Consider the following 20,466-nt stretch of genomic DNA (forward strand, 5'->3'; position numbering starts at 1 on the left):
GAGGCCGTGGAGGCCGCGCTGGAAGCGGCGCGCGCCCCCGGCTCGGACGTGCCGATCGGCGCGGTCGTCTTCGGCCCCGACGGCATCCCCCTGGCGGCGGCGCGCAACGCCCGCGTCGAGCTGGGCGACCCGACGGCCCACGCGGAGATCCTGGCGCTGCGAGCGGCGGCCGCCGTGATCGGCGACGGCTGGCGGCTCGAGGGCTGCACGCTGGCGGTGACGCTGGAGCCGTGCACGATGTGCGCGGGTGCGTTGGTGCTGGCGCGCATCTCGCGGCTGGTGTTCGGGGCGTGGGAGCCCAAGACGGGCGCGGTCGGTTCGCTGTGGGACGTCGTGCGCGACCGCCGGCTCAACCACCGCCCGGAGGTCCACGGAGGCGTCCTCGAGGCGGAGTGCGCTTCGGTCCTGGAGACGTACTTCACTTTGCGCCGCTGATTTCCGGGTACTCCTCCGGTATGACGATGAAGCACAAGATCCAGCAGGTAGTGGGCAGTGCTCGCGAGCGGGCCGGCGCGGCAACCGGCAACCGCCGTCTGGAGGCATCGGGCCGCACCCAGCGAAGGTCGGCCCAGATTCGATCCGCGGCATCGGACATCCGCCTCCGCGCCCGCCGCGTAGCACGCGAGGCGCAGGTCAAGCTGGGCAGCGGACGGGCGACCGACCCCAGGTGAGACCGGCATCGGCCCTCGGGTATTGTTCTCGGCGGTGGCGTGTCCGAGCGGCCGAAGGAGCACGACTCGAAATCGTGTGACGGCTAATCCCCGTCCGTGGGTTCAAATCCCACCGCCACCGCTCGTAGGCAGAACGCCCGGTGACCCTTGCAGGGTTGCCGGGCGTTCTGCTGTTTCGCCCGCGGACGTGAGACGGGATTGGGTGGGAACGTGCCGAGTGACGGATCCCTGACCCTGGAGCAGATCGACGGCGAAGCGTGGGGCGAGCCGCCGGCCGACGCGTCTCGGTTGGTGAAGACGGGCCACGAACTGCGCCGCAAGCCGGTCAGCCGGCTTGATGCCGAAGACCTGCGCCTCCTGCTCGGCCAGCGGATCGGCGTCGAGGTGCTCGTGCCGTACGCCCTGAGCCTGCTCGAGACGAACCCCCTGGCCGAAGGCGACTACTACCCCGGTGACCTTCTGGTCACGGTGCTCGAGCTCCCCGCTGAGTTCTGGCGGCGGCACGCCGAGCCGGCCGCGCGCCTGGCGCGAGTCGCCGCCATCGCCGGCACTCTCGACCTCGACGCTCACCACGCGCCTGCGGACGTCATCTCTGCAGCACTCAAGGAGTACCGGGCTCGGCGCGGGTAGGTTGCCGGGCGTTTTGCTGTTTCCCCCCGTCCGGTTTTGGTAAGAATCGCGGCATGCAGACGCAGGTGTGGCTCGCGATCCTGTCCCTGACCGGCGTGCTGCTCGGTGGTGGCCTGTCCTACCTCGTGCAGACCAGCGTGCAGCGTCGTACCGAACGCACCGAGCGACGGCGGCTGGCCGCCGAGCGGGCCGAGGCGCGGCGTGAGGAGCAGCTGGACCTGTTGCGCCAGTTCATCCGCGTTGCCCAGCAGGCCGAACGCGCGGCCGAGGACCGTGACGACTCCGCGCCGTCCTGGAAAGCGGCGGCCCTCGATGCCCTCGATGAGCTGTGGGTGTGCGAACGGATGATCCACGTCCTGTTCGCCTCGAGCCTGCACAGCCTGGCCCGCGCCTACGTGCAGGCGCTGGACCACGTCCTCTGGCAGGAGCTCGACGGCGGTTCGCTGTGGGACCACCTCAGGGGCCCGAAGGTCGCGTTCCTCGATGCGGCGCGGGATGAATTGAGCGCGCCGCTTGACCTGAAGGGCTCTTGAAGTGTGACCGTGGTCGGCACCAGCTGATCACCAGGAGCACACATGACCGTTCTCGTCACCGGGGCCACCGGCCACACCGGACAGCACGTCGTCGCCGGCCTCAAGGCCGCGGGCGTGCCCACCAGGGTCCTCGTCCGGGATCCGGCCAAGGCACCGGACGGCGTCGACGTCGTCCAGGGGGACATCACCGATCCCGCCGCGGCCGCCGAGGGTGTCGACGCCGTCTACCTGCTCTGGCCCTTCTTCACCGCCGATGGCATCAAGAAGGCCGTGGAACCCTTCCGGGGCCGGAAAATCGTCTACCTCTCCGCCATGTCCGCCGAAGACGGGGGCGTGTGGGGCGACGTCGAGGCCGCCATCACGAAAGTGACCGACCACTGGACCTTCCTCCGCGTCACCGGCCTCGCCACCAACGCGCTCGCCTGGGCGCCGCAGGTCGAAACCGGTGTCGTCCGGGCACCTCACGGGCAAGCCAAGCGGTCGGTCGTCCACGAACGCGACGTCGCAGACATGGCCGTCAAGGCCCTCACCGAGGACCACGCGAAGCAGCTCTACCTCGTCACCGGCCCGGAATCCGTGGCGCAGGCCGAGCAGGTCCGGCTCATCGGTGAAGCGCTCGGGAAGCCCGTCGTCTGGGAAGAACAGCCGCCGGATGAGGCGAAAGCGCAGTTGAGTGTCTACATGGGAGCGGAATTCGCGGCGAGTGCGGTGGACCACTGGGCCTCGCTCGTCGACGACCCCGAGCCCGTCTCGCTGGACGTGGCCCAGGTGACCGGGCATCCCGCGCGGCCCTTCGCGGAATGGGCCCGGGAGCACTTCAGCTGAGCTGGACGACCGGGGCCGTCACCGGCTCCAGTTCCGCCGCCAGCGCGGTCAGCGCCGCGACCTTCTCCTGCACCGCGCGGACCACCGCTGTGCACGTGGCACTGACCTCGCTCACCACCTCGGCCGAACGGTCGCCCGCCAGCACCGCCGACACCGAAGCCGACGCGGCGGTAGCGAGTGCGCAGACCTCCGAGGACGCGGTCACGGCCAGCTCGTCCAGCCGGTCGGCGATCCGGACACCCAGTTCTGCCGTCGAAGCGGCCGCGTGCGCCGCCGCGGCGTACTGACCGTCCACTGTGTCCGCCCAGGTGCCGAACGTTTCGCTGCTGCCGCCGTTTTCGGCTCGCTCGACGCCGGCGCGGAACTCGGCCTGAGCCGAGGTCACCACCAGCGCGCCGGTGTCGACCGCCGAGGCGGACGTGCGGATCGACGCCGGTGAGCAGTCGAGGTGCCGCAGTGCCGCGACCGGGTCGGGGACGCCGAGACGGCCGGCCGCCGCGCGCAACGCGGACAGCTGCGAAGCCGCCGCGGTCAGGGCCGGGTGTTCGAAGACCTCGACGGCCGAGGTCACGGCGCCACCGCCAGCCGGGCCCGGAATCCGGTGCTGCGGGTGCTCTCGGCCGCCATGCGCAGCCGGCCCGCCAGGTCCGACGTCGCGTCGCCGAGGACCCGCGCGTCCGCTTCGCGGGCGGCGAGGGCGAACGTCCAGCGCGCCGCCAGTTCGCGCGCCTGCGGCGAGATGCCGAACGGCGTCGAGTCGACGCGGGCTTCGGCGAACCGGCCCGCGGCCTTGTCGTCGGCGGCCGCCGCCTGGTCGAGCAAGTCGGCTCCGGCGCGCAACCGGTCCGGCGCCTTCGGGCGGTTCCGGGTGGCGGAGCCCCCGCCCCCGGGGCGGAGCACCGGGTTGCCACTGCCGATCCGCGAGCCTCTGCCTTCCGGCATGGGGACCTCCGTCATCAAGGGCGCTCACCCGATCGGGGAAGATCTTGCCTCATGCTCCCCGAGGCGCTCGCATCGCGGTGACCTGCGGCGTTGAACAGCGTTCCACCAAGTGGACGTCTTGACCGCGCGTCGGGAAGACAGCGACCATGAACGCATGCCCGCCACCTCGGAAAGCACGCCGATCCGGGCCACCTCGCGGTCGATCGGGGAAGGCGTCGTGGCGCTTCTGCTGCGCCGCGGCCGCCTGGGTTCGCCGCCCGCCTGACGCGAACCCGGCGTCCTGTTCCCCGAAACCCTTGGAGCACAACCATGTCCGTAGATCTTCCTGCCCGGATTCAGCTGCGCGAGGCCGTCACGCCCGCGGATGGCATCGTCGAAGGCCCTCGGCTCCTGCGGGAACCGCAGGAAAAGTACGAGCTGTTCAGCCTCCGCCCGCTGGGCCGGGTGATCGGCGCCGAGATCGACGGCGTCGACCTCGGCGAGCCGGTGGGCCCCGCACTGCGCGAGGAGCTCAACCGGGCCCTGCTCGAGTGGAAGGTGCTGTTCTTCCGCGACCAGCGGATCACCTCGGCGCAGCAGCGCGCGTTCGCCGCGAACTGGGGCGAGCTGGAGACCAACCCGTTCATCCCGAAGGGCGACGACGACGCCGTCACGCGCTTCGAGCGCACCGCGGCCATGCCCGGTTACGAGAACATCTGGCACACCGACGTCACCTGGCGGCCGAACCCGGCCCTCGGCTCGGTGCTGCGGCTGATCGAGGTGCCGCCCGTCGGCGGCGACACGATGTGGGCCGACATGGCCGCCGCCTACGACAACCTGCCCGAAGACGTGCGCGCCCGCATCGACGGGCTCACCGCGGTGCACGACTACCTCCCCGGTTTCGACCGGTTCTCCGACCCCGCGCTCCTGGCGCGCTGGCAGGACCGCTTCCCGCCGGTGGAGCACCCGGTGGTCCGGACGCACCCGGAGACCGGGCGGCGCACCCTGTTCGTGAACCAGGCGTTCACCACGCACATCGCCGGACTGGACCGGGACGAGAGCGACCGGCTGCTGCGGTACCTGTTCCTGCAGGCTCACACGCCCGAATTCCAGGTCCGGTTCAGCTGGCGGCCGAACTCGGTCGCGTTCTGGGACAACCGCGCGACGCAGCACTACGCGGTCAACGACTACCACCCGCACGTCCGGATCGCGGAGCGCGTCGCGATAGCGGGCGACCGGCCGTTCTGAGCCTTAGCCTGGGGTCATGACCGATGAACCCCAGGCAGTGGTGACCGGTTTCCTCAAGGCCCTCGAAGAGCTCGACGTCGACCGGGCGCTGACGTTCGTGGCGAGCGACATCGTGTACCAGAACGTGCCGTTGCCGCCCGCCCGCGGCGTCGCGGCGGTCGAAAAGCAGCTGCGCGTGATGGCCAAGTACGGCTCCGGGTTCGAGGCGCGGACGCACCACATCGCCGCGGACGGCAACGTCGTGCTCACCGAACGCACCGACGTGCTGCGCCGCGGCGCGTGGGAAGCGGAGTTCTGGGTGTGCGGCACGTTCGAGGTCGAGGCGGGGCGCATCGTGCTCTGGCGCGACTACTTCGACTGGACGACGGTGCTGGCCGCGAGCGCGAAGGGCGCGGGGCGGGTGGCGCTGGCCGGCGCGAAGACACTGCTCGGCCGCTACAAGGGACGGCAGGCGGTGCGCTAGACCCGGTGTTCGCCGCGGTCGTGGTCCCGAAGGTCCACGACCGCGGCTATCCCCAGCACCAGCACGAACACGCAGCTGAGAACAATCAGCCCCCACATGATCGTTCCCCCTCCCCCCGTGTCGTGCCGATCGAGAGCTGTCGGGGAGTGGTCTGTGCCACTTTTCCGGCGGCTCACGCAGACCGTACCGCCGCTTCGCGCAGGTTGTTCCGCCCCTTGACCTTCATTTAAGGCAGATGCGCCGGATGGGTGACAAGCCGGTGTCCGGCTGTCACAGAACGAGCGCAATCCGTTATGTGCCAACGGCAATCGATGCGATTCCGCTCTGGACGGTCACTTTCGTCGAGCGCAGGGCCGAAAGCTCGGCCAGGTACCGCAGCACCCTGTCCGCTTCGTCCCCGGCGAGCGGCTCGCACTCGTTGTCGGCGGTCCGCCGGACCGGGATGAGCTCGAGCCGCGGTTCGTCGCCGAACATGCAGCCGGCCAGCAGCCCGTCCGGCCGGTCGGCGACGAGGTTGCCGAGGCTGTAGAGGATCGGCCGGCCGCGGTACACCTCGACGGCCTGGATCGTGCGCGGCCCGTGCCCGGCGACCAGGTCGGCGCCGGCGTCGATCGCCGCACGCCCGTAGGTGACCTGGTATTCGGCCAGGTCGGGCCCCGGCAGTCCCCAGTGCATCGAGACGACGACGTGGTCGTGGTCGCTCTTCGCCCGCTTGATGTCGGCCACCAGCCGGTTCAGGTGCTCGGGCAGCGGCGTGGTGCGGACGAGCGGCGGGCGGCCCGGGATCTCCGCGACGTGCGGGTCCGGCTGGTACGCCGTCGTCGCAAACGCTTGCGCGACCGCCGGGAACTCCGGCTGCCCGGCGAACGGGCGGCGGAGTGACGTGTAGGCGAGGAATGCGACCTCCCGGCGGGATCGCTCGACCACCGCGGGCGCGTGCGCGGCGTCGAGGTTCGCGCCCGCGCCGCAGTACACGATCCCGGCGTGCTCGAGGACCGCGAGGCTCGCCGGCGGGTGGGGCGCGTCGTTGGCGACCGAGACCACGTCGATACCGGCTGACGTCAGAGCTTCGGCCATCGCCGCGTCCAGGGGCCCTTCGAGGTTCGCGAACCGGAGGTCGGCGCCTTCGAACAGCGGTTTCAGCCGGTCGAACGCGGTCGAGGGAGTAGTGCGGCCGTGGAGGTTGACGTCTCCACCGAGGACGAGCGTGATCACGAAACCTGCTCTGCCGATTGAGTGACGACGAAAGTAGTTGTTACCAATCGTTGCATCTTTGTCTTCCTCCTCCTCACTTGTTCGGGGGACTATGCCACGACTGTTCAAGCACAAAGGGGACTCAGGGTGACCAAGACCCACAGATCCAAGGCCGCCTTCACGGTGGCCGTCGCCTCGGGCCTGGTGCTCGGCGGCGTGGCCGCACCGGCCGCGCTCGCCGCACCCAGCGCCGACGCGGTCATCGCCGAGGTCTACGGCGGTGGCGGCAACTCCGGCGCGACGCTCACCAGCGACTTCGTCGAGCTCGCCAACCGCGGCGTGGCCGCCGCGAGCCTGGCCGGCTTCAGCGTCCAGTACCTGCCCGGTTCGGCGAGCCCGTCGAGCGCCTGGCAGGTGACGCCGCTGGCCGGCAGCGTCGCGCCGGGCGGGCGCTACCTCGTGGCCGAGAGCAAGGGCTCCGGCGGCACGGTCGCGCTGCCCACCCCGGACGCGACCGGCTCGATCGCGCTGTCGGCCACCGCCGGGACGATCGCCCTCGTCTCCGGCACCACCGCGCTGACCTGCAAGACCGCCGCCGACTGCGCTGCCGATCCCCGGATCAAGGACCTCGCCGGGTTCGGCACGGCGACCGTGCGCGAGGGCACCCCGGCCGCGGCGCCGTCGAACACGACGTCCGTCGCGCGCGGCACGGCGCTCGCCGACACCGACGACAACGCCGCCGACTTCACCGCCGGTGAGCCGACCCCGGCCAACGCCGCGGGCGAGTCGACCGGCGGGGACCCCGGCCCGGCGCCGACCCCGGCGAAGATTCACGACATCCAGGGCACCACGCGCATTTCGCCCTTCAAGGACAAGAAGGTCTCCGGTGTCACCGGTGTCGTCACCGCGACCCGGACGTTCGGTTCGACGCGTGGCTTCTGGCTCACCGACCCGAACGCCGACGCCGACCCGCGCACCAGCGAGGGGCTGTTCGTCTTCACCGGCTCGGCGAGCCCGGCCGTCGCGATCGGCGACGCGGTGACCGCGACCGGCACCGTCCGCGAGTTCTACCCGGACACGCCGGCGACGTCGCCGTACCAGTCGCTGACCGAGCTGTCGAGTGCACAGTGGACGGTCGATTCGCACGGGAACGCCCTCCCGGCGCCGACGGTGCTCAACCCGGACACCGTGCCGACGACGTACGCGCCGTCGCCCGGCGGGAACATCGAGCCGCTCACCCTGGAGCCGTCGAGGTACGCGCTGGACTTCTGGGAGGCGCACGAGAGCGAAATCGTTTTGGTCAGCGACGCCCGGGTCGTCGGCCCGACGAACTCGCACGACGAGCTGTACGTGACGACCAAGCCGGACCAGCACCGGTCCGTGCGCGGCGGCACCGTCTACCTCGGCTACGACCAGCTGAACAGCGGGGTCCTGAAGGTCCAGTCGCTGATCCCGTTCGCCGAGCGGTCCTTCCCGAAGCTCAACGTCGGTGACGTGCTGACCGGCACCACGTCGGGCCCGGTCGAGTACGACGACTTCGGTGGCTACACGCTGTTCGCCAGCGTGCTCGGCACCGAAAAGGACAACGGGCTGCAGGGCGAAACCACGCGCAAGCAGCGTTCCGGCGAGCTTTCGGTCGCGACGTACAACGTCGAGAACCTGTCCCCGGTGGACACCCAGGCGAAGTTCGACCGGCTCGCCGACGCGATCGTGACGCACCTCGCGACGCCGGACATCGTGAACCTGGAGGAGATCCAGGACGACAACGGCCCGGCGAACGACAGCGTGGTCACCGCCGGCCAGACGCTGCAGAAGTTCGCCGACGCGATCGTCGCGAAGGGCGGCCCGCGCTACGAGTGGCGCGAGATCGACCCGGTCGACGACGCCGACGGCGGCCAGCCGGGCGGCAACATCCGCGTGGCGTTCCTGTTCAACCCGGCTCGCGTGTCCTTTGTGGATCGTCCGGGTGGGACGCCGACGACGGCCGTCGGCGTGGTGCGCGAGCACGGCAAGGCGCACCTGACGGCGTCGCCGGGCCGCGTCGACCCGGCGAACGAAGCCTGGGAGAACAGCCGCAAGCCCCTCGCCGGCGAGTTCGTGTTCAAGGGCCGCACGGTGTTCGTCATCGCCAACCACTTCAACTCCAAGGGCGGCGACCAGCCGACGCACGGCCGGTTCCAGCCGCCGTCGCGCAGTTCCGAGGTGCAGCGGGCGAAGCAGGCCACGGTGCTGCGCGGGTTCGTCGATGCGTTGCTGGCGGCCGATCGCACCGCGAACATCGTCGTGGCGGGCGACCTGAACGACTACCCGTTCTCACCGGCCGTCCAGACGCTCACCGCCGGTGGCGCGCTGAAGGACCTGATCGCGTCGGTGCCCGAAGCCGAGCGGTACAGCTACGTTTTCGAGGGCCAGTCGCAGGTGCTGGACCACATCCTGGCGTCGAAGGCGCCGCGCGGGGTCGACTACGACGTCGTCCACATCAACGCGGAGTTCGCCGACCAGGCCAGCGACCACGACCCGCAGGTGGTCCGGTTCCGGCCGGGCGCGGGCAACGCGGTCCTGGACGGGATCAACGACCTGCTCGACTACCTCGAGCAGCTCTGCGGGAAGTAGTTCTTGTTGCGGGAAGGCCACTTCCGGGCACCTGGCCCGGAAGTGGCCTTTTTGTGTGCACCCCTTCGGGTGACGAGGAAACCGCGGAGCGTTGACGGCCGTCCTACGGTGGACGGGACCACAAGGGGAGGGGTGGCGTGGACGGCTACGCGGTGAAGGTCGACGAGCTGGGCAAGCTCATCGACGACCTCGGCACGGCGGCGGACCGCATGACCGAGGCCAACAAGAAGCTCGCCGGCGGCGGGGCGTTCGGCTCGCTGGGGACGGCGGAGCTGGGCCAGGCCGGGATCGAGTTCGAGGAGGCCTGGGGGTTCGGGATCGGCCGGCTGGGCGAGGCGGCTTCGGGGGTGACGGAGCGGCTGAAGGTGGCGAAGCGGAAGTACGAGCAGATCGAGGCCCAGTTCGGGGGTGAGCTGGGGAAGTTCGGCTCGGCGGTGCTGGGAGACGGTCCCGCCGGTGGTGATCCCACGGGTGGGGTGAAGGGGGACCACCCGCGGATCGGGCCGCCGGCCGGCGGCCCGGTCGGTGACGAAGTGCCGGGTATCGGTGGCCTCGCCGATCCGGGCGAGGGGCCGGTCGGCGGCGGCGCGACCGGCGGCATCACCGATCTCCTGAACGGCCTCGACCGATGAGCGCCCGCGACTTCCCGGCCCTGGGCTTCGACCCGGCGCCCGGCGACCTCGACGGCGTCACCGACCTGGCCGGCAAGTACCGCGCGGTGGGCGACGACCTGACCGAAGCCGACGATTCGCTCCGCCGGATCGTCCGGAAGCAGGGCGTCTGGCAGGGCGAGGCGAGCGAAGCGTTCGCCCGGCGCGTCGGCCCGCTGCCGGAGTACCTCGACGACGCCGCCAAGTCGATGAGCCGCGCCGCCGATGCGCTCGAAGGTTGGGCCCAGAACCTCGGTGACCTGCAGAAACGCGCATCCGAGCTCGAAGCGCGCGCGGAAGCGGCGGCCCGGGCGGCCGAGCAGGCGCGGGCGAACCCGGACCTGGCGCTGGCCAACCGGACGTTTCCGGACCAGCAGTCCCTGCAGATCGCCCAGCGCCTGCTCGACAACGCCGGTCAGCAGCTCCAGGCCGCGATCGACGGCTGCCAGAACGTCCAAGACGCGGCGAAGCAGCTTCAGCTGGAGCACACGGACGCCGCGGCCAAGGTCGCCGAACAGCTGCGGAAAGCGAAGGAGCTGGCCCCGGACGAGCCGGACGTCCTCGACAAGCTCGGCGACGCGGTCGGCGGGGCACTTGTCGACTTGTCGAACACCCTCGCGGACGGGGTCGACGAGGCGTGGAACTTCGTCCAGGACCACGCGGAGGTGATCTCCAAGGTCTCGGACGTGACGGGCGACCTCGGCAACGCCCTCGGCGTGCTGGGTGACTTCCTGCCGGAGCCGGCCGGAACGGTCGTCGGCGCGGTGGCCGGCGAGCTGGGGCTCGCCGCGCTGGCGGGGCACGGGGTCGCCGCCGGCGCGGGAGCCGACGTGGCGCTCGAGACGCTGGTCTTCGACGGGGCAGGCGTCGTGACCACGCTGCTCGGCCTCGTGCCGGGGGCGCCGGACTGGGCCATCAAGGGGGCGACCTACGGCTTGCTCCGCGAGCAGGAACTCGGTGAACTCTTCGGCGGCGGCAACTTCGAAAGCCCGCTGGACGACTTCAAGAACTACTGGGTGCCGAAGAGCGCCGATCAACTCGCCGCCGCCGGGATCTCCTGGGCCGGGGTGGCGTATTGGAACGCGGCCGATGCCGGGATGCAGGCCGACAACGCGCCGGAGCGCCGACGTCAGCGGGCGGAAGACGAGGTGTGGAACTGATGCCTCTGGAAATCGACCTGCCGCCCGGGTTCGCCGGCCTGCCGGTGGGCAGCGACGACAAGCTCAACCGCAGGCAGGCCTGGATGGTGGCCGAAAATCCGGCGTCCGGGATCAGCGTCGAACAGTTCGGCAGCTACCTGCTGGCCTTGATCCCGACCATGCAGGCCAACGGCATCCGCGTGTTCGGCAAGTTCGCCGTCGGGCCTCGAGAGGGTGATGTCGCGACCCTGACGCTCGGCGTCGCACAGTGGCCGGACACAGCACCCGGCAACCGCGATGCGGTGGTGGCGGCGATGGCCGAGGAGTACCGCGGCCGCCACCAGCACGCGGTGGTCCAGCCGGTGCGCCTCCCGATCGGCCCGGCCGTCGTCGCCATCAGCGGGGGCGAATTCCGCCTGCCCGAACGGGACGTGCGGACGCAGATCAAGGCGGAGTACCAGATCCCCTTGCCGGACGGCCGGTCCGTGGTGATCCTGTCGGTGGTAGCGGAGTCGGAAGACGCATGGCCGGCGATCGCCGAAGCGACGGCGAGGGTGGCCTGGAGCCTCCGGGCCGGGGAGGCCGCATGAGCGACAACGCGCAGCTCATCGAGGAAATGCGCTGGCAGCTCAAGCAGATCGAAGACCGCAAGGCCGAAAACCGGCGCCTCCTGGCCGGGATCGCCGGGAGCGGCCACACGACTGTCGTCTCGCCGGATCGGAGCGTCACCGTGCTCGCCGGGCCCGATGGGCTCGTCAGCGAAGTGCGGCTTGCGCCCGACGCCATGCGGTTCGACGCCGTCACGCTCAGCCGGACCATCACCGCGGCCATCCGGGAGGCCGTGGCCGCCGCAAGACCGCCGGCGCCGCCCCAGCAAGCACCGGCGCCGCGCCCAGCACCGGCGCCGCCGCAGCGCCGGCCGGCCCCCGCGGACGACGACGATCCCTACGACACCGTGTTCGACGTCTAAACCGGGGGCGGCTGGTCCCCGCGCTTCGCCGCCGCTCGCTTGGCCCGCCACCCCAGCGCCAGCACCGCCTGCACCAGCTCCTGGTAGCTCGGCTTGACCTCCTCGAGGTACCGCTCCAGGTAGGCCGCGCGCGCGGTGGGGACCGGGCGTGGTTCGTCGCCCGGGGCGAGCCACAGCAGGCCCTGGATGTTGTGCAGCGCCATCTTCCACCAGCGCGTCGCCCGCTCGGCCGCCCGCGCCTCGCGGTCGGCCGCCACCTCGATCGCGGTCTGGGCGGCCTCGATCTCCGTTTCCAGGGCTTCCGCGCGGGCCAGCTCCCACGACCGCAGGTTCTCCGCCGAACCCCGGGAGAGGGCGATGATCTCCTTGTACCGCATGGCCGCGGTGGCACCGTCGTCGGTCATCGGTCGTTCTCCGGACGCTGGAACGGGATGATCACTTCGGGCGCACCGTGGGTGGTGCGGTCGAAGAACAACGCGCGGCCCGGCCGCGGCGACCAGTGCACGACCTGGCCCGCCGCGAACGGCGACAGTTCGTTGCCCTGGACGTCGAGCGCCGCCCACGTGCCGATGTCGTCGGTGCCGGCGAAGCCCAGCGTGTCCTTGAGCCGGGCGATGCTGCGCCACCAGCCGATCGTGTGGATGCCGTGACCCGGCCCCTGTTTGAGCACCATCCGCAGGTGGTCGAGGCCGCTCTTCAGCTGCCCGACCGCTTTGGCCTCCAGCGACGGCAGGGCCGCGTCGACGCCGTACAGCAGCAGCACCTTCGCGCCGCCGGACATGGAGCCGGTCATCGACTCGAGGACGCCGGTCAGGTCCTCCACCAGCGTCGCGGGGTGGTCTCCACGCAATCGCTCGGTCAGCTCCAACGCTGCGTCGGCGCACGCCTCGATCGGGCAGTGCAGGATGAACTCGACTTCGCCCGGTTCGTACTGCCGGGACAGCGACCGCGCCGCGGAGTCCATGATGGACAGCGCCTCGGCGGTCGCCGAGCCGAGCACCGCGACGTTGCGGCCCGGCGCCCGCGGCAGGTCGGCCCCGCACGCCGTCTCGGTCACGTCGATCGACTGGCCGAGCAGGGCCCGCGGCTTCGAGTTCGGCTTGAGGTCGAGGTAGGCGGGGAACCGTTCCAGGATCGGCGAATGCGCGCCGTCGAACAGCCGCGGCCGCGGGAAGCGGCCCGCGTACTCCTCCCACAGCCGGTGCTGCAGCCGGACGAAGACGTTCTTGCTGCTCGCGTCCGGGATGTGGGCCAGCTGGTTGCCGTGCGCGACGCCGGAGTCGTGGTTGATCACGGCGTGCCACTTCGGCGCCGACACCGCCGCGTTGTTCGTTTCGGCCAGCACGCGCCGCGCCTTCGGCATCGCGATCCGCAGCGTGCACTGCTCGAACACCGCCGGCTTGCCCCAAAAAGCCTCGATGCCGGCGACGTCCTGGCTGGCCAGCACCAGGTGGATGCCCTGCGACCGGCCGCGCCGCGCGATGTCCTCGAGCAGCTGCGTCGCCGTGGCGGTCACCTGGTCGCGGCCGGCGAACAGGTACTGGAACTCGTCGATCACCGCGACGATCCGCGGCCAGTGCCCGCCCGGATCGGCTTCGCGCAGGTCGGCGAGGTTCGTGACCTCGTGTTCCTTCGCGGCCGCGGACCGGCGGCGCAGCTCGTCGGCCAGGAACCGCAGCAGCGCCAAGCCGAACTCGCGGTCGGTGTTGACGTTGACGCCGACGAGCCGCGCGTGCGGCAGCCAGCTCGCGTCCTTCCGGCCCGGCGCCAGCCCGGCGAACGAGACGCCTTCCTTGAAGTCCAGCAGGTACAGCGCCAGCTCTTCCGGGGTGTACCTGGCCGCGAGGCTGCCGAGCAGCGCGTAGAGGAAGTTCGTCTTGCCCGAACCGGACGGGCCGCCGATCAGGGCGTGCGGGCTCGCGTCGCCGATCACGACCTCGACCGGCTCGCCTTCGAAGAACCCGACCGGGGCCCGCAGTTCCCGCGCCGAGTTCTCCTGGCCGAGCTCCGCCGGCAGGAGGTCGTCGAACGACCGCGGCCCGCCCTGCTTGGCGATCAGCGCCTTGGCGATCTTGTCGACGGCGCGGATCACCTGCGCGGACGGCATCGCGGCCTCGAGGTCGGCGACCAGGTCGGTGCCGGTCATGCTGCTGATCGCGTGCCGGTCGTCGAGCAGGCTGAGTGTCTCGACGGGTGCGCTCACCGCGGTCGGCACGTCGACCATGATCAGGCAGATGCCCGCGGCCAGCGCACCGCTCGCGACGCGCTTGAGGTCGCGGGCGCGTTCGGGTTCGAGGGTTTCGCCGTTGCCGTAGAGCACGACGATGCGGTACGGCTCGCCCCGCTGCCCGGTCTCCTTCCGCATTTCCCGCAGCGACGTGAACCCGGCGGACATGCAGCTGGCGTGGATGCGGCGGATGTGCCCGGCCAGCTCGTCGAGGAGGTCCTCGAGACGGCCCGGGTCGTAGAGCGAAAGCGCGCTGGTGTGGCTGAGCGGGTAGAGGTCGGGCAGGATCGCGGTCAGCTGCCCGATGTCCCACAGGTGCACCCGCACGGCGCCGGGCTCGAACGTCGAAAGCACGCGGACCAGCAGGTTCTGCACGATGCCGTCGATCGCGGACCGCGTCTTGGGCGCCGACGTGATGGCCAGGTGCGACTCGTCGAGCAACGGGATGGCGACGTCGAACGTGCGGGTGGCGTCGCCGCCGGCGGCCGTGGCGGTGCCGACGCGCCACAGCCCGGGCGAGGTCAGGCCGGGGTTGTGCCCGACCGTGCCGAGCCAGTCGCCCGGCGGCAGCCCGGCGGGGCCGGGTGCGTTCTGCGCGACGAGTTCCCGCAGCGTGGCCGGGCCCTGGCTCCAGTCGGTGTAGAAAGCGCTTCGCACGCTGCCGAGCGCGCCGAACACCTCGTGCGCGGCCGGGTGGCGGGACCATTCGTGCTGCTGCTCGGCACTGGCGTGGTTCATGCCGACCTTGACGATCTCCTGCTCCAACCGGAGCTTCGCGAGGTCGGCCTCCGCGGCTTGGCGCGCGCCGGCGGCCGCACCCAGCACCAGCCCGATCTGATGGCGGACGCGGTCGAGTGCGGTTTCGACGCGGTTGCGTTGCTCGGCTGCTTTGTTGGCCATCGGCGTCCCCAAGAAAAGGTGTCCCCTACAAGGATTACAGGCGCGACCGGTATCCGCTCACCAGATCCTCGGCGGCGTGCAGCCGGACGAGGAGCTGGTCCAGCCCCTCGCCGGCCTGTGCGTACTGCGAAGGAAGCCAGGGATCGGCCTTGGCCTGGGCATCCACGAGAGCTTGCCGGGCTTCCCCGAGCAGGCTTGTGGCCCGTTCGGAGTGGGCCCGCGCGTCAGCGAGCCCGGTCACGGCAGCGGTGAGCAGCTGGTGGAGTTCGGCGAGCGTCATCCGGCTAGAGACGCGCCGAGTAGGAGTCGGCGGAGGAAATGCTTGCTTGGACGGTGCTCTGCAAGCCGTTGATGCCTTGCAGGGCTTCCGCCAGGAGACCGTGCGCCTGGCTCACCTCGTGCTGGCTGCTCCCCTGCGTCGCCTGTGCGAGCGACTGCTGGGCTTCTTCGAGAGACTGCGCTGCTTGCTGCAGGGCGGCGATGCTCGCGGACGCCTTCTCGTTGGCGAGCGCGATGCCAGCGCGGATCTCTTCGACTCCGGCCATCGGGCCTCTACTCCTCGAAATCTGGTGTCGTACAGGGGACGGATTCCATTGAAACAGATCCAGCGACTCAGCGTGATCATCAGACTTTGCCGAGTGATCGCGGGCCCGGAATCAGCAAGGCCCCGGACGTGTAACGTCCGGGGCCGGGCCGATCACGGTCTGTGCGGGGTTGTCCCGCCACCAGTACCGCAGACTGAAGTCGCTGGCCACCGCTACCCCAGGTCAGAGCGGTTTTCGTGCCACTGCGGGCCTTTCTCGACAGGGGCGGGCGAGGTGACGGTGAGACTAGCGCGACCGGAGTAACGGCCTTCGCTCAGCCCTGTTCGTAACTCCTCGTACTGGTAGAGAATTCCGCAGCCCGGAAGGCATTTCACGTTCCAGTGGGCCGAAAGTGCCGTGCGAACGTGTCCAGGACATACCGACGGTGGGTCGCGCGGGCGGCGCCGAACGCGGCGTCTAAGGGGGCGCCGAAGGGGGCGCAGACGACAAAACGCCGGGTGGCCTGTGACGGCTGCCCGGCGTTTCGCCTGCTTCAAGTGCGGAGGATACAGGATTCGAACCTGCGAGGGCGTGAACCCAACACGCTTTCCAAGCGTGCGCCTTAGGCCGCTCGGCCAATCCTCCGCAGAAGACGATACCGGATGGCCCGGGGAGGCCGAGCAGGGGCCTTCAGGTTGTGACGTCGGCGACCACGCAGGTGATGTTGTCCGGACCGCCGCCTTCGTTGGCCAGGCGGATCAGCTCCGGGATCACCTCGGCCGGCTCTGCGCCCGCCGCCAGCACGTCCCGCAACGTGGCCTCGGAGACCGGGCCGCTCAGGCCGTCGGAACAGAGCAGGTAGCGGTCGCCCGGCTTCGCTTTGAACGTCCAGATGTCGGGGTCACCGGAACCCGCCGTCTGCAACGCCTTCATCAGCAGCGAACGCCGGGGGTGGGTCTCGGCGTCCTCGGCGGCGACGCGGCCGTCTTCGACCAGTGCCTGGACGAGCGTGTGGTCGCGGGTCAGCCGGCGCAGGCCACCCTCGCGCAGGAGGTAGCCGCGGGAGTCGCCGATGTGGGCGGCCGCGAACTCGGCCCCGTCGAACAGCAGGGCCGTCAGCGTGGTGCCCATGCCTTCGGTCGCCGGCTCCTGCGAAGCCACTTCGTGCAGCCGCGCGTCGATCGACTTGACCACGCCGGCCAGGGTGGCCGCCAGGTCGACGTTCGTCAGATCGATCCGCCGGAGGTCCACTTCGAGCTCGCGCAGCACGTCGACCGCCGTCGCGCTGGCGACCTCGCCGTGCGGCTGGCCGCCGATGCCGTCGGCGACGGCGAGCAGCCGGGAACTCGCGTACACCGCGTCCTCGTTGACCCGGCGACGCTTGCCGACGTCCGACCCCGCGGCGTACCGCAGGACGTACCGATCGTGTGTCATGCCCCCATGAAAGCATTGGTTGACTGAGTTCACAAGGGCCTCGGCTGAACGGAGCATCCTCCGATAGAGTCCTCGCCATGGACGACGATGCCACGGTCAGCGCGGCCGACATCGCGCGGCTCGCCGGGGTCGGCCGGGCCGCCGTCAGCAACTGGCGCCGCCGCTACCCGGACTTCCCGCAGCCGGTCGGCGGCACGGCGTCGAGCCCGTTGTTCAGCCTGTCCGCCGTCGCCGGCTGGTTCACCGCGCGCGGCAAGAAGTTCGAGCTGAGCGCCGGCGAACGCGCCTGGCAGCGCCTGCGCGCCCTCGGCGACGACCTCGACCTCGCCGAGCGCGTCAGCCGCGCGGGGGTCTTCTTCGCCTTCCAGGCCGGGATCTTCGACACCTTCGACAGCAAGCTCGACGACCCGGAGCTGCTCACCCTGCTCAGCGAGCTGACGCACCAGGCGGGGCCGGTCGAGGCGTTCGAACTGTTGTGCCGCCGGTACTTCGAGGCGCATTCGCGACGGTTGTCGGCCACGCCGGAGCCGGTCGCCGAGCTGATGGCCCGGCTCGTCGGACCGGTGTCGACGATCCTCGACCCCGCGTGCGGCTTCGGCGCGCTCGCGCTGGCGAGCGGCGCAAAAACCGTGCTGGGGCAGGACAGTGATCCGATGACGGCCTCGATCGCGGCGCTGCGGCTGCGGTTGCGCGGCATCGAAGCCGAGGTCTACGCGGTCGACGCGCTGCGCGAAGACGCCTTCGCCGGGCGGGCCGCCGAAGCGGTGCTCTGCGACCCGCCTTTCAACGAACGGGCCTGGGGGCACGACGAGCTGGTCGGCGACGCGCGCTGGGAGTACGGCCTGCCCCCGCGCGGCGAGCCCGAGCTCGCCTGGGTGCAGCACTGCCTCGCGCACGTCGAACCCGGCGGCACGGTGGCGATCCTGATGCCCGGCGCGGCGGCCGGCCGGCGCAGTGGCAAGCGCATCCGCGGCAACCTGCTGCGCGCGGGCGCGGTCCGCGCGGTCGTCACGCTGGCCTCGGCGGGCCCCGATCTCTGGCTGCTGCGGCGGCCGGCCCCCGGCGAGCGCGCGCCGTCCACCGTGCTGCTCGGCGAAGCGGGCGACAATCTGTCCACAGTGGATGAACTCTGGGGGGAGTTCCGCGACCACCCCGAATCCGGGGTCCGGATCATCGATCTGCTCGACGACGACGTCGACCTCACACCGGCCCACCGCCGCACCAGGGACGAGGATCCCGGCCAGGCCTTCCAGGCCGTGCGAGCCCGGTTCGCCGAGCTGGCCCCGCAGCTGCCGCCGCTCGAACCGGCGGCCGCCGGACCGGCGTTCACGACGATCGGCGAGCTGGTCAAGGCCGGTGTCGTCGAGGTCAGGCACGCGGCGGTGCGCGCGGACGCCGAGCACCCGCTGGCCGAGGCGGGTGACGTCGTCGCGTCGGTGACCGGCATCGCGTACGTCCACAGTGGATCTCCGCGGCCGGTGGGTGCCGGTCTCACCGTCTACCGCGTCGACGCCGGCCGGCTGGACGCGGACTTCCTGGCCGGCTGCCTGCGCGCGGCCGACCTGCCCGCCGCGTCGGCGTCCACCCGGATCGACGGCAGGCGCGTGCGGATCCCGCGGTTGCCGATCGAGCTCCAGCGCGAGCACGGCCGCGTCTTCCGGCGGCTGGCCGAGTTCGACGAGGTCCTGCGCGAGGCGGCCGAAACGGGCCGTGAGCTGGTCCGGCTAGGCTTCGCAGGACTTGTCGAAGGACGGCTCAGGCCGGGCCGATAGGGGAACGGATGCTGATCGCCGACCGCTACGAGCTCGACGAGCTGCCGCTCGGCCGCGGCGGGATGGGCGCGGTGCACGGCGGGCACGACCGCAGGCTGGGCCGGCGCGTGGCGATCAAGCTGCTCAGGCTGCCGGGCCGCGACGAAGAGCTGGAAGCCCGCTTCGCCCGCGAAGCCCGCATCCTGGCGACGCTCGACCACCCCGGCGTCCCGACGCTGTACGACTACGGCACCCACGACGACCGGTTGTTCCAGGTCATGCAGTTCGTCGACGGCGTGACCGTGGCCGACCTGCTCGCCGAGCACGGGCCGCTGCCGGTGCCGTGGGCCGCGGCGATCGCGGCGCAGGCGTGCGCGGTGCTGACCGCCGCCCACGCGCTCGCGGTCTGCCACCGCGACCTCAAGCCGTCCAACCTGATGCTCGGGCCCGACGGCGGCGTGAAGGTGATGGACTTCGGCCTGGCCGTGCTCCGCGAAGCCGACGCGGCGCAGTTCACCCGCGCTGGGCAGCTGCTCGGGACGCCGTCGTACATGGCGCCCGAGCAGATCCAGCGGGGCGGCGCCGAACCGCGCAGCGACCTCTACGCGCTGGGCTGCGTGCTGCACGAGATGCTCACCGGACGGCGGCTCTTCGACGGCCCGACCGCGTACGCGGTGTTCGAGCGGCAGGTCAAGGAGCTGCCGCCGCCGGTGCCCGGCGTCCCGAAGCCGCTCAACACCCTGCTCGCCGAGGTGCTGGCGAAGGACCCGGAAGCCCGTCCGGCCGGTGCCGCGGTGCTGTACGAGCGGCTCGGCGCGTTCGTCGGCGGGCTGCCGCCGCTGCCGGGGTTCCTGGTGCCGGCGTCGGTGCCCAGCCCCGGCCGGATGTACGCGCGGATGCTGGGCCGCGTCAACGGCTGAGCGCGAGGTCAGAGGGGGTGCGGTGCCCGGCTCGGGCCACCGGTGGGTTGAGCCGAGAGTGAGCATCTACCCAATCGTGACCTTCTTGGACGAACCTCGACCGGGTGAACGCCGTCTTTATCGGTGTCCAAACGCGATGATCGAAACAGCTGGGGGTACCGGATCGTGAAGAGGCTTCTGGCGGGAGCGGCCGCGCTGGCCACCGCGTTCGTGCTGGCCGCCTGCTCCGGCGGGGGCGCGGCCGGCGGCCCGAACGCGGGTGGCGGCGCCGTCGCCGCGGCGGGGACCGGCGGCGGGACGCCGACGACCTCCAGCACCACCTCCGAGACCGCCACCACCAGTGCGGCGCCGACGCCCACGCCGACGCCCACGACGCCCACGACGTCGAAGGCGGCGCCGACCAGCACCTCGGCGAAGCCGAAGCCCAAGCCGACCCCGAAGCCGACGCCGAAGCCCGCGGCGGACCCGGGCGTCCCGTGCGCCGCGGCGGCCGCGGCCTCGGGCACCGCCGCCTGCGTCGACATCTCCGCGCACAAGGCGTGGCTGCTGCAGGGCGGCAAGGTCGTCTACGGTCCGGTGCCGATGCTGCCGGGCCGCAAGGGCTACGCGACCCCGACCGGCACGTTCCACGTGCTGTCGAAGGAAAAGATGCACCTGTCGAAGGAGTTCGACAACGCGGAGATGCCGAACTCGGTCTTCTTCTACCCGGGCGACGCCTTCCACACGGGCAGCCTCTCGGTGTACTCGCACGGCTGCATCCACCTGTCGCCGGGCGCGTCCCTGAAGTTCTTCAACACGCTGCACATCGGTGATGTCGTGCAGGTTGTCCCGTAACCACTACGGGCTGTAGGTC

The 20,466-nt window shown here is 71.2% G+C and carries 23 protein-coding genes and 2 tRNA genes; 16 read left to right on the top strand and 9 right to left on the bottom strand.

Going from position 1 to position 20,466, the window contains the following annotated elements; genetic code table 11:
* The first annotated feature begins 6 nt into the window (after positions 1-6).
* The 6 genes from Q5425_RS23195 to Q5425_RS23220 all read left to right on the top strand — a co-directional run bounded on the left by Q5425_RS23195 (position 7) and on the right by Q5425_RS23220 (position 2,659).
* Positions 7-435: a nucleoside deaminase gene (locus Q5425_RS23195; protein ID WP_308674374.1), complete on the top strand. Its 429-nt coding sequence runs from the start codon at positions 7-9 to the stop codon at positions 433-435.
* Between the two features lie 20 nt (positions 436-455).
* Positions 456-671, top strand: coding sequence for a CsbD family protein (locus Q5425_RS23200; protein ID WP_308674375.1), 216 nt, complete (start codon positions 456-458; stop codon positions 669-671).
* 33 nt (positions 672-704) lie between these two features.
* Positions 705-792 (top strand) — tRNA-Ser (locus Q5425_RS23205).
* 89 nt (positions 793-881) lie between these two features.
* Positions 882-1,301: a contact-dependent growth inhibition system immunity protein gene (locus Q5425_RS23210; protein ID WP_308674376.1), complete on the top strand. Its 420-nt coding sequence runs from the start codon at positions 882-884 to the stop codon at positions 1,299-1,301.
* Between the two features lie 53 nt (positions 1,302-1,354).
* Entirely contained in the window at positions 1,355-1,834 is a 480-nt protein-coding gene (locus tag Q5425_RS23215; protein ID WP_308674377.1) for a hypothetical protein, read from the top strand.
* A 42-nt stretch (positions 1,835-1,876) separates the two neighbouring features.
* Positions 1,877-2,659 (top strand): NAD(P)H-binding protein, encoded by a 783-nt coding sequence (locus Q5425_RS23220; RefSeq protein WP_308674378.1) that lies wholly within the window; start codon positions 1,877-1,879, stop codon positions 2,657-2,659.
* Here Q5425_RS23220 and Q5425_RS23225 read toward each other — a convergent pair.
* Positions 2,652-3,230 carry a hypothetical protein gene (locus Q5425_RS23225; protein WP_308674379.1) on the bottom strand — a complete coding sequence of 193 codons (579 nt, stop codon included), beginning with the start codon at positions 3,228-3,230 and terminating at the stop codon, positions 2,652-2,654. The two genes, Q5425_RS23220 and Q5425_RS23225, sit on opposite strands and share 8 nt — an antisense overlap.
* The gene (locus tag Q5425_RS23230) at positions 3,227-3,601 is read right to left on the bottom strand and encodes a hypothetical protein (RefSeq protein WP_308674380.1); all 375 of its coding nucleotides are present in this window, start codon (positions 3,599-3,601) and stop codon (positions 3,227-3,229) included. Before Q5425_RS23230 ends, Q5425_RS23225 begins: the two co-directional genes overlap by 4 nt.
* Positions 3,602-3,910: 309 nt before the next feature.
* Between Q5425_RS23230 and Q5425_RS23235 the strand changes: the two genes are divergently transcribed.
* The gene (locus Q5425_RS23235) at positions 3,911-4,828 is read left to right on the top strand and encodes a TauD/TfdA family dioxygenase (protein ID WP_308674381.1); all 918 of its coding nucleotides are present in this window, start codon (positions 3,911-3,913) and stop codon (positions 4,826-4,828) included.
* 16 nt (positions 4,829-4,844) lie between these two features.
* Positions 4,845-5,291: a limonene-1,2-epoxide hydrolase family protein gene (locus tag Q5425_RS23240; RefSeq protein WP_308674382.1), complete on the top strand. Its 447-nt coding sequence runs from the start codon at positions 4,845-4,847 to the stop codon at positions 5,289-5,291.
* A gap of 291 nt (positions 5,292-5,582) precedes the next feature.
* On the opposite strand, the gene Q5425_RS23245 is transcribed toward Q5425_RS23240, so the two are convergent.
* Complete coding sequence (locus Q5425_RS23245; protein ID WP_308674383.1) at positions 5,583-6,506, bottom strand: CapA family protein; 924 nt, start codon at positions 6,504-6,506, stop codon at positions 5,583-5,585.
* 126 nt (positions 6,507-6,632) lie between these two features.
* Between Q5425_RS23245 and Q5425_RS23250 the strand changes: the two genes are divergently transcribed.
* The 5 genes from Q5425_RS23250 (at position 6,633) to Q5425_RS23270 (ending at position 11,857) form a co-directional block, all read left to right on the top strand.
* The gene (locus Q5425_RS23250) at positions 6,633-9,098 is read left to right on the top strand and encodes an endonuclease/exonuclease/phosphatase family protein (protein ID WP_308674384.1); all 2,466 of its coding nucleotides are present in this window, start codon (positions 6,633-6,635) and stop codon (positions 9,096-9,098) included.
* 137 nt (positions 9,099-9,235) lie between these two features.
* Complete coding sequence (locus Q5425_RS23255) at positions 9,236-9,730, top strand: hypothetical protein (RefSeq protein ID WP_308674385.1); 495 nt, start codon at positions 9,236-9,238, stop codon at positions 9,728-9,730.
* Positions 9,727-10,908: a putative T7SS-secreted protein gene (locus tag Q5425_RS23260; RefSeq protein WP_308674386.1), complete on the top strand. Its 1,182-nt coding sequence runs from the start codon at positions 9,727-9,729 to the stop codon at positions 10,906-10,908. Before Q5425_RS23255 ends, Q5425_RS23260 begins: the two co-directional genes overlap by 4 nt.
* On the top strand, positions 10,908-11,477 hold the full coding sequence (locus Q5425_RS23265; RefSeq protein WP_308674387.1) for a hypothetical protein: 570 nt from the start codon (positions 10,908-10,910) through the stop codon (positions 11,475-11,477). The genes Q5425_RS23260 and Q5425_RS23265 overlap by 1 nt, the downstream gene beginning before the upstream one ends.
* Positions 11,474-11,857, top strand: coding sequence for a YbaB/EbfC family DNA-binding protein (locus tag Q5425_RS23270; RefSeq protein WP_308674388.1), 384 nt, complete (start codon positions 11,474-11,476; stop codon positions 11,855-11,857). The genes Q5425_RS23265 and Q5425_RS23270 overlap by 4 nt, the downstream gene beginning before the upstream one ends.
* Here Q5425_RS23270 and Q5425_RS23275 read toward each other — a convergent pair.
* From Q5425_RS23275 to Q5425_RS23300, 6 genes are all read right to left on the bottom strand, one after another.
* Entirely contained in the window at positions 11,854-12,261 is a 408-nt protein-coding gene (locus tag Q5425_RS23275) for a hypothetical protein (protein ID WP_308674389.1), read from the bottom strand. The two genes, Q5425_RS23270 and Q5425_RS23275, sit on opposite strands and share 4 nt — an antisense overlap.
* Positions 12,258-14,984, bottom strand: coding sequence for an FtsK/SpoIIIE domain-containing protein (locus tag Q5425_RS23280; RefSeq protein WP_308674390.1), 2,727 nt, complete (start codon positions 14,982-14,984; stop codon positions 12,258-12,260). Before Q5425_RS23280 ends, Q5425_RS23275 begins: the two co-directional genes overlap by 4 nt.
* 34 nt (positions 14,985-15,018) lie before the next feature.
* On the bottom strand, positions 15,019-15,264 hold the full coding sequence (locus tag Q5425_RS23285) for a hypothetical protein (protein WP_003056173.1): 246 nt from the start codon (positions 15,262-15,264) through the stop codon (positions 15,019-15,021).
* 4 nt (positions 15,265-15,268) lie between these two features.
* Entirely contained in the window at positions 15,269-15,529 is a 261-nt protein-coding gene (locus tag Q5425_RS23290; RefSeq protein ID WP_003056176.1) for a hypothetical protein, read from the bottom strand.
* A gap of 539 nt (positions 15,530-16,068) precedes the next feature.
* Positions 16,069-16,153 (bottom strand) — tRNA-Ser (locus Q5425_RS23295).
* Positions 16,154-16,198: 45 nt separating this feature from the next.
* Positions 16,199-16,942, bottom strand: a complete 744-nt coding sequence (locus tag Q5425_RS23300) for a protein phosphatase 2C domain-containing protein (RefSeq protein ID WP_308674391.1) — start codon at positions 16,940-16,942, stop codon at positions 16,199-16,201.
* 77 nt (positions 16,943-17,019) lie between these two features.
* Here Q5425_RS23300 and Q5425_RS23305 point away from each other — a divergent pair, with 77 nt between their 5' ends.
* The 3 genes from Q5425_RS23305 (at position 17,020) to Q5425_RS23315 (ending at position 20,447) form a co-directional block, all read left to right on the top strand.
* Positions 17,020-18,714, top strand: a complete 1,695-nt coding sequence (locus Q5425_RS23305) for an N-6 DNA methylase (protein WP_308674392.1) — start codon at positions 17,020-17,022, stop codon at positions 18,712-18,714.
* Positions 18,715-18,722: 8 nt separating this feature from the next.
* Positions 18,723-19,613 carry a serine/threonine-protein kinase gene (locus tag Q5425_RS23310; protein WP_308674393.1) on the top strand — a complete coding sequence of 297 codons (891 nt, stop codon included), beginning with the start codon at positions 18,723-18,725 and terminating at the stop codon, positions 19,611-19,613.
* 165 nt (positions 19,614-19,778) lie between these two features.
* Entirely contained in the window at positions 19,779-20,447 is a 669-nt protein-coding gene (locus Q5425_RS23315) for a L,D-transpeptidase (protein ID WP_308674394.1), read from the top strand.
* Positions 20,448-20,466 lie beyond the last annotated feature (19 nt).

The sequence above is a fragment of the Amycolatopsis sp. A133 genome (assembly GCF_031082405.1).
In the GTDB taxonomy this organism is placed as follows: Bacteria; Actinomycetota; Actinomycetes; order Mycobacteriales; family Pseudonocardiaceae; genus Amycolatopsis.

Excerpts from the sequence above, each read along its gene's own strand:
- Q5425_RS23215 (WP_308674377.1), top strand. The coding sequence starts at position 1,355 with ATGCAGACGCAGGTGTGGCTCGCGATCCTGTCCCTGACCGGCGTGCTG.
- Q5425_RS23290 (WP_003056176.1), bottom strand. The coding sequence starts at position 15,529 with ATGGCCGGAGTCGAAGAGATCCGCGCTGGCATCGCGCTCGCCAACGAG.
- Q5425_RS23265 (WP_308674387.1), top strand. The coding sequence starts at position 10,908 with ATGCCTCTGGAAATCGACCTGCCGCCCGGGTTCGCCGGCCTGCCGGTG.
- Q5425_RS23270 (WP_308674388.1), top strand. The coding sequence starts at position 11,474 with ATGAGCGACAACGCGCAGCTCATCGAGGAAATGCGCTGGCAGCTCAAG.
- Q5425_RS23285 (WP_003056173.1), bottom strand. The coding sequence starts at position 15,264 with ATGACGCTCGCCGAACTCCACCAGCTGCTCACCGCTGCCGTGACCGGG.
- Q5425_RS23220 (WP_308674378.1), top strand. The coding sequence starts at position 1,877 with ATGACCGTTCTCGTCACCGGGGCCACCGGCCACACCGGACAGCACGTC.
- Q5425_RS23275 (WP_308674389.1), bottom strand. The coding sequence starts at position 12,261 with ATGACCGACGACGGTGCCACCGCGGCCATGCGGTACAAGGAGATCATC.
- Q5425_RS23200 (WP_308674375.1), top strand. The coding sequence starts at position 456 with ATGACGATGAAGCACAAGATCCAGCAGGTAGTGGGCAGTGCTCGCGAG.
- Q5425_RS23260 (WP_308674386.1), top strand. The coding sequence starts at position 9,727 with ATGAGCGCCCGCGACTTCCCGGCCCTGGGCTTCGACCCGGCGCCCGGC.
- Q5425_RS23310 (WP_308674393.1), top strand. The coding sequence starts at position 18,723 with ATGCTGATCGCCGACCGCTACGAGCTCGACGAGCTGCCGCTCGGCCGC.
- Q5425_RS23305 (WP_308674392.1), top strand. The coding sequence starts at position 17,020 with ATGGACGACGATGCCACGGTCAGCGCGGCCGACATCGCGCGGCTCGCC.
- Q5425_RS23235 (WP_308674381.1), top strand. The coding sequence starts at position 3,911 with ATGTCCGTAGATCTTCCTGCCCGGATTCAGCTGCGCGAGGCCGTCACG.
- Q5425_RS23280 (WP_308674390.1), bottom strand. The coding sequence starts at position 14,984 with ATGGCCAACAAAGCAGCCGAGCAACGCAACCGCGTCGAAACCGCACTC.
- Q5425_RS23230 (WP_308674380.1), bottom strand. The coding sequence starts at position 3,601 with ATGCCGGAAGGCAGAGGCTCGCGGATCGGCAGTGGCAACCCGGTGCTC.
- Q5425_RS23240 (WP_308674382.1), top strand. The coding sequence starts at position 4,845 with ATGACCGATGAACCCCAGGCAGTGGTGACCGGTTTCCTCAAGGCCCTC.
- Q5425_RS23300 (WP_308674391.1), bottom strand. The coding sequence starts at position 16,942 with ATGACACACGATCGGTACGTCCTGCGGTACGCCGCGGGGTCGGACGTC.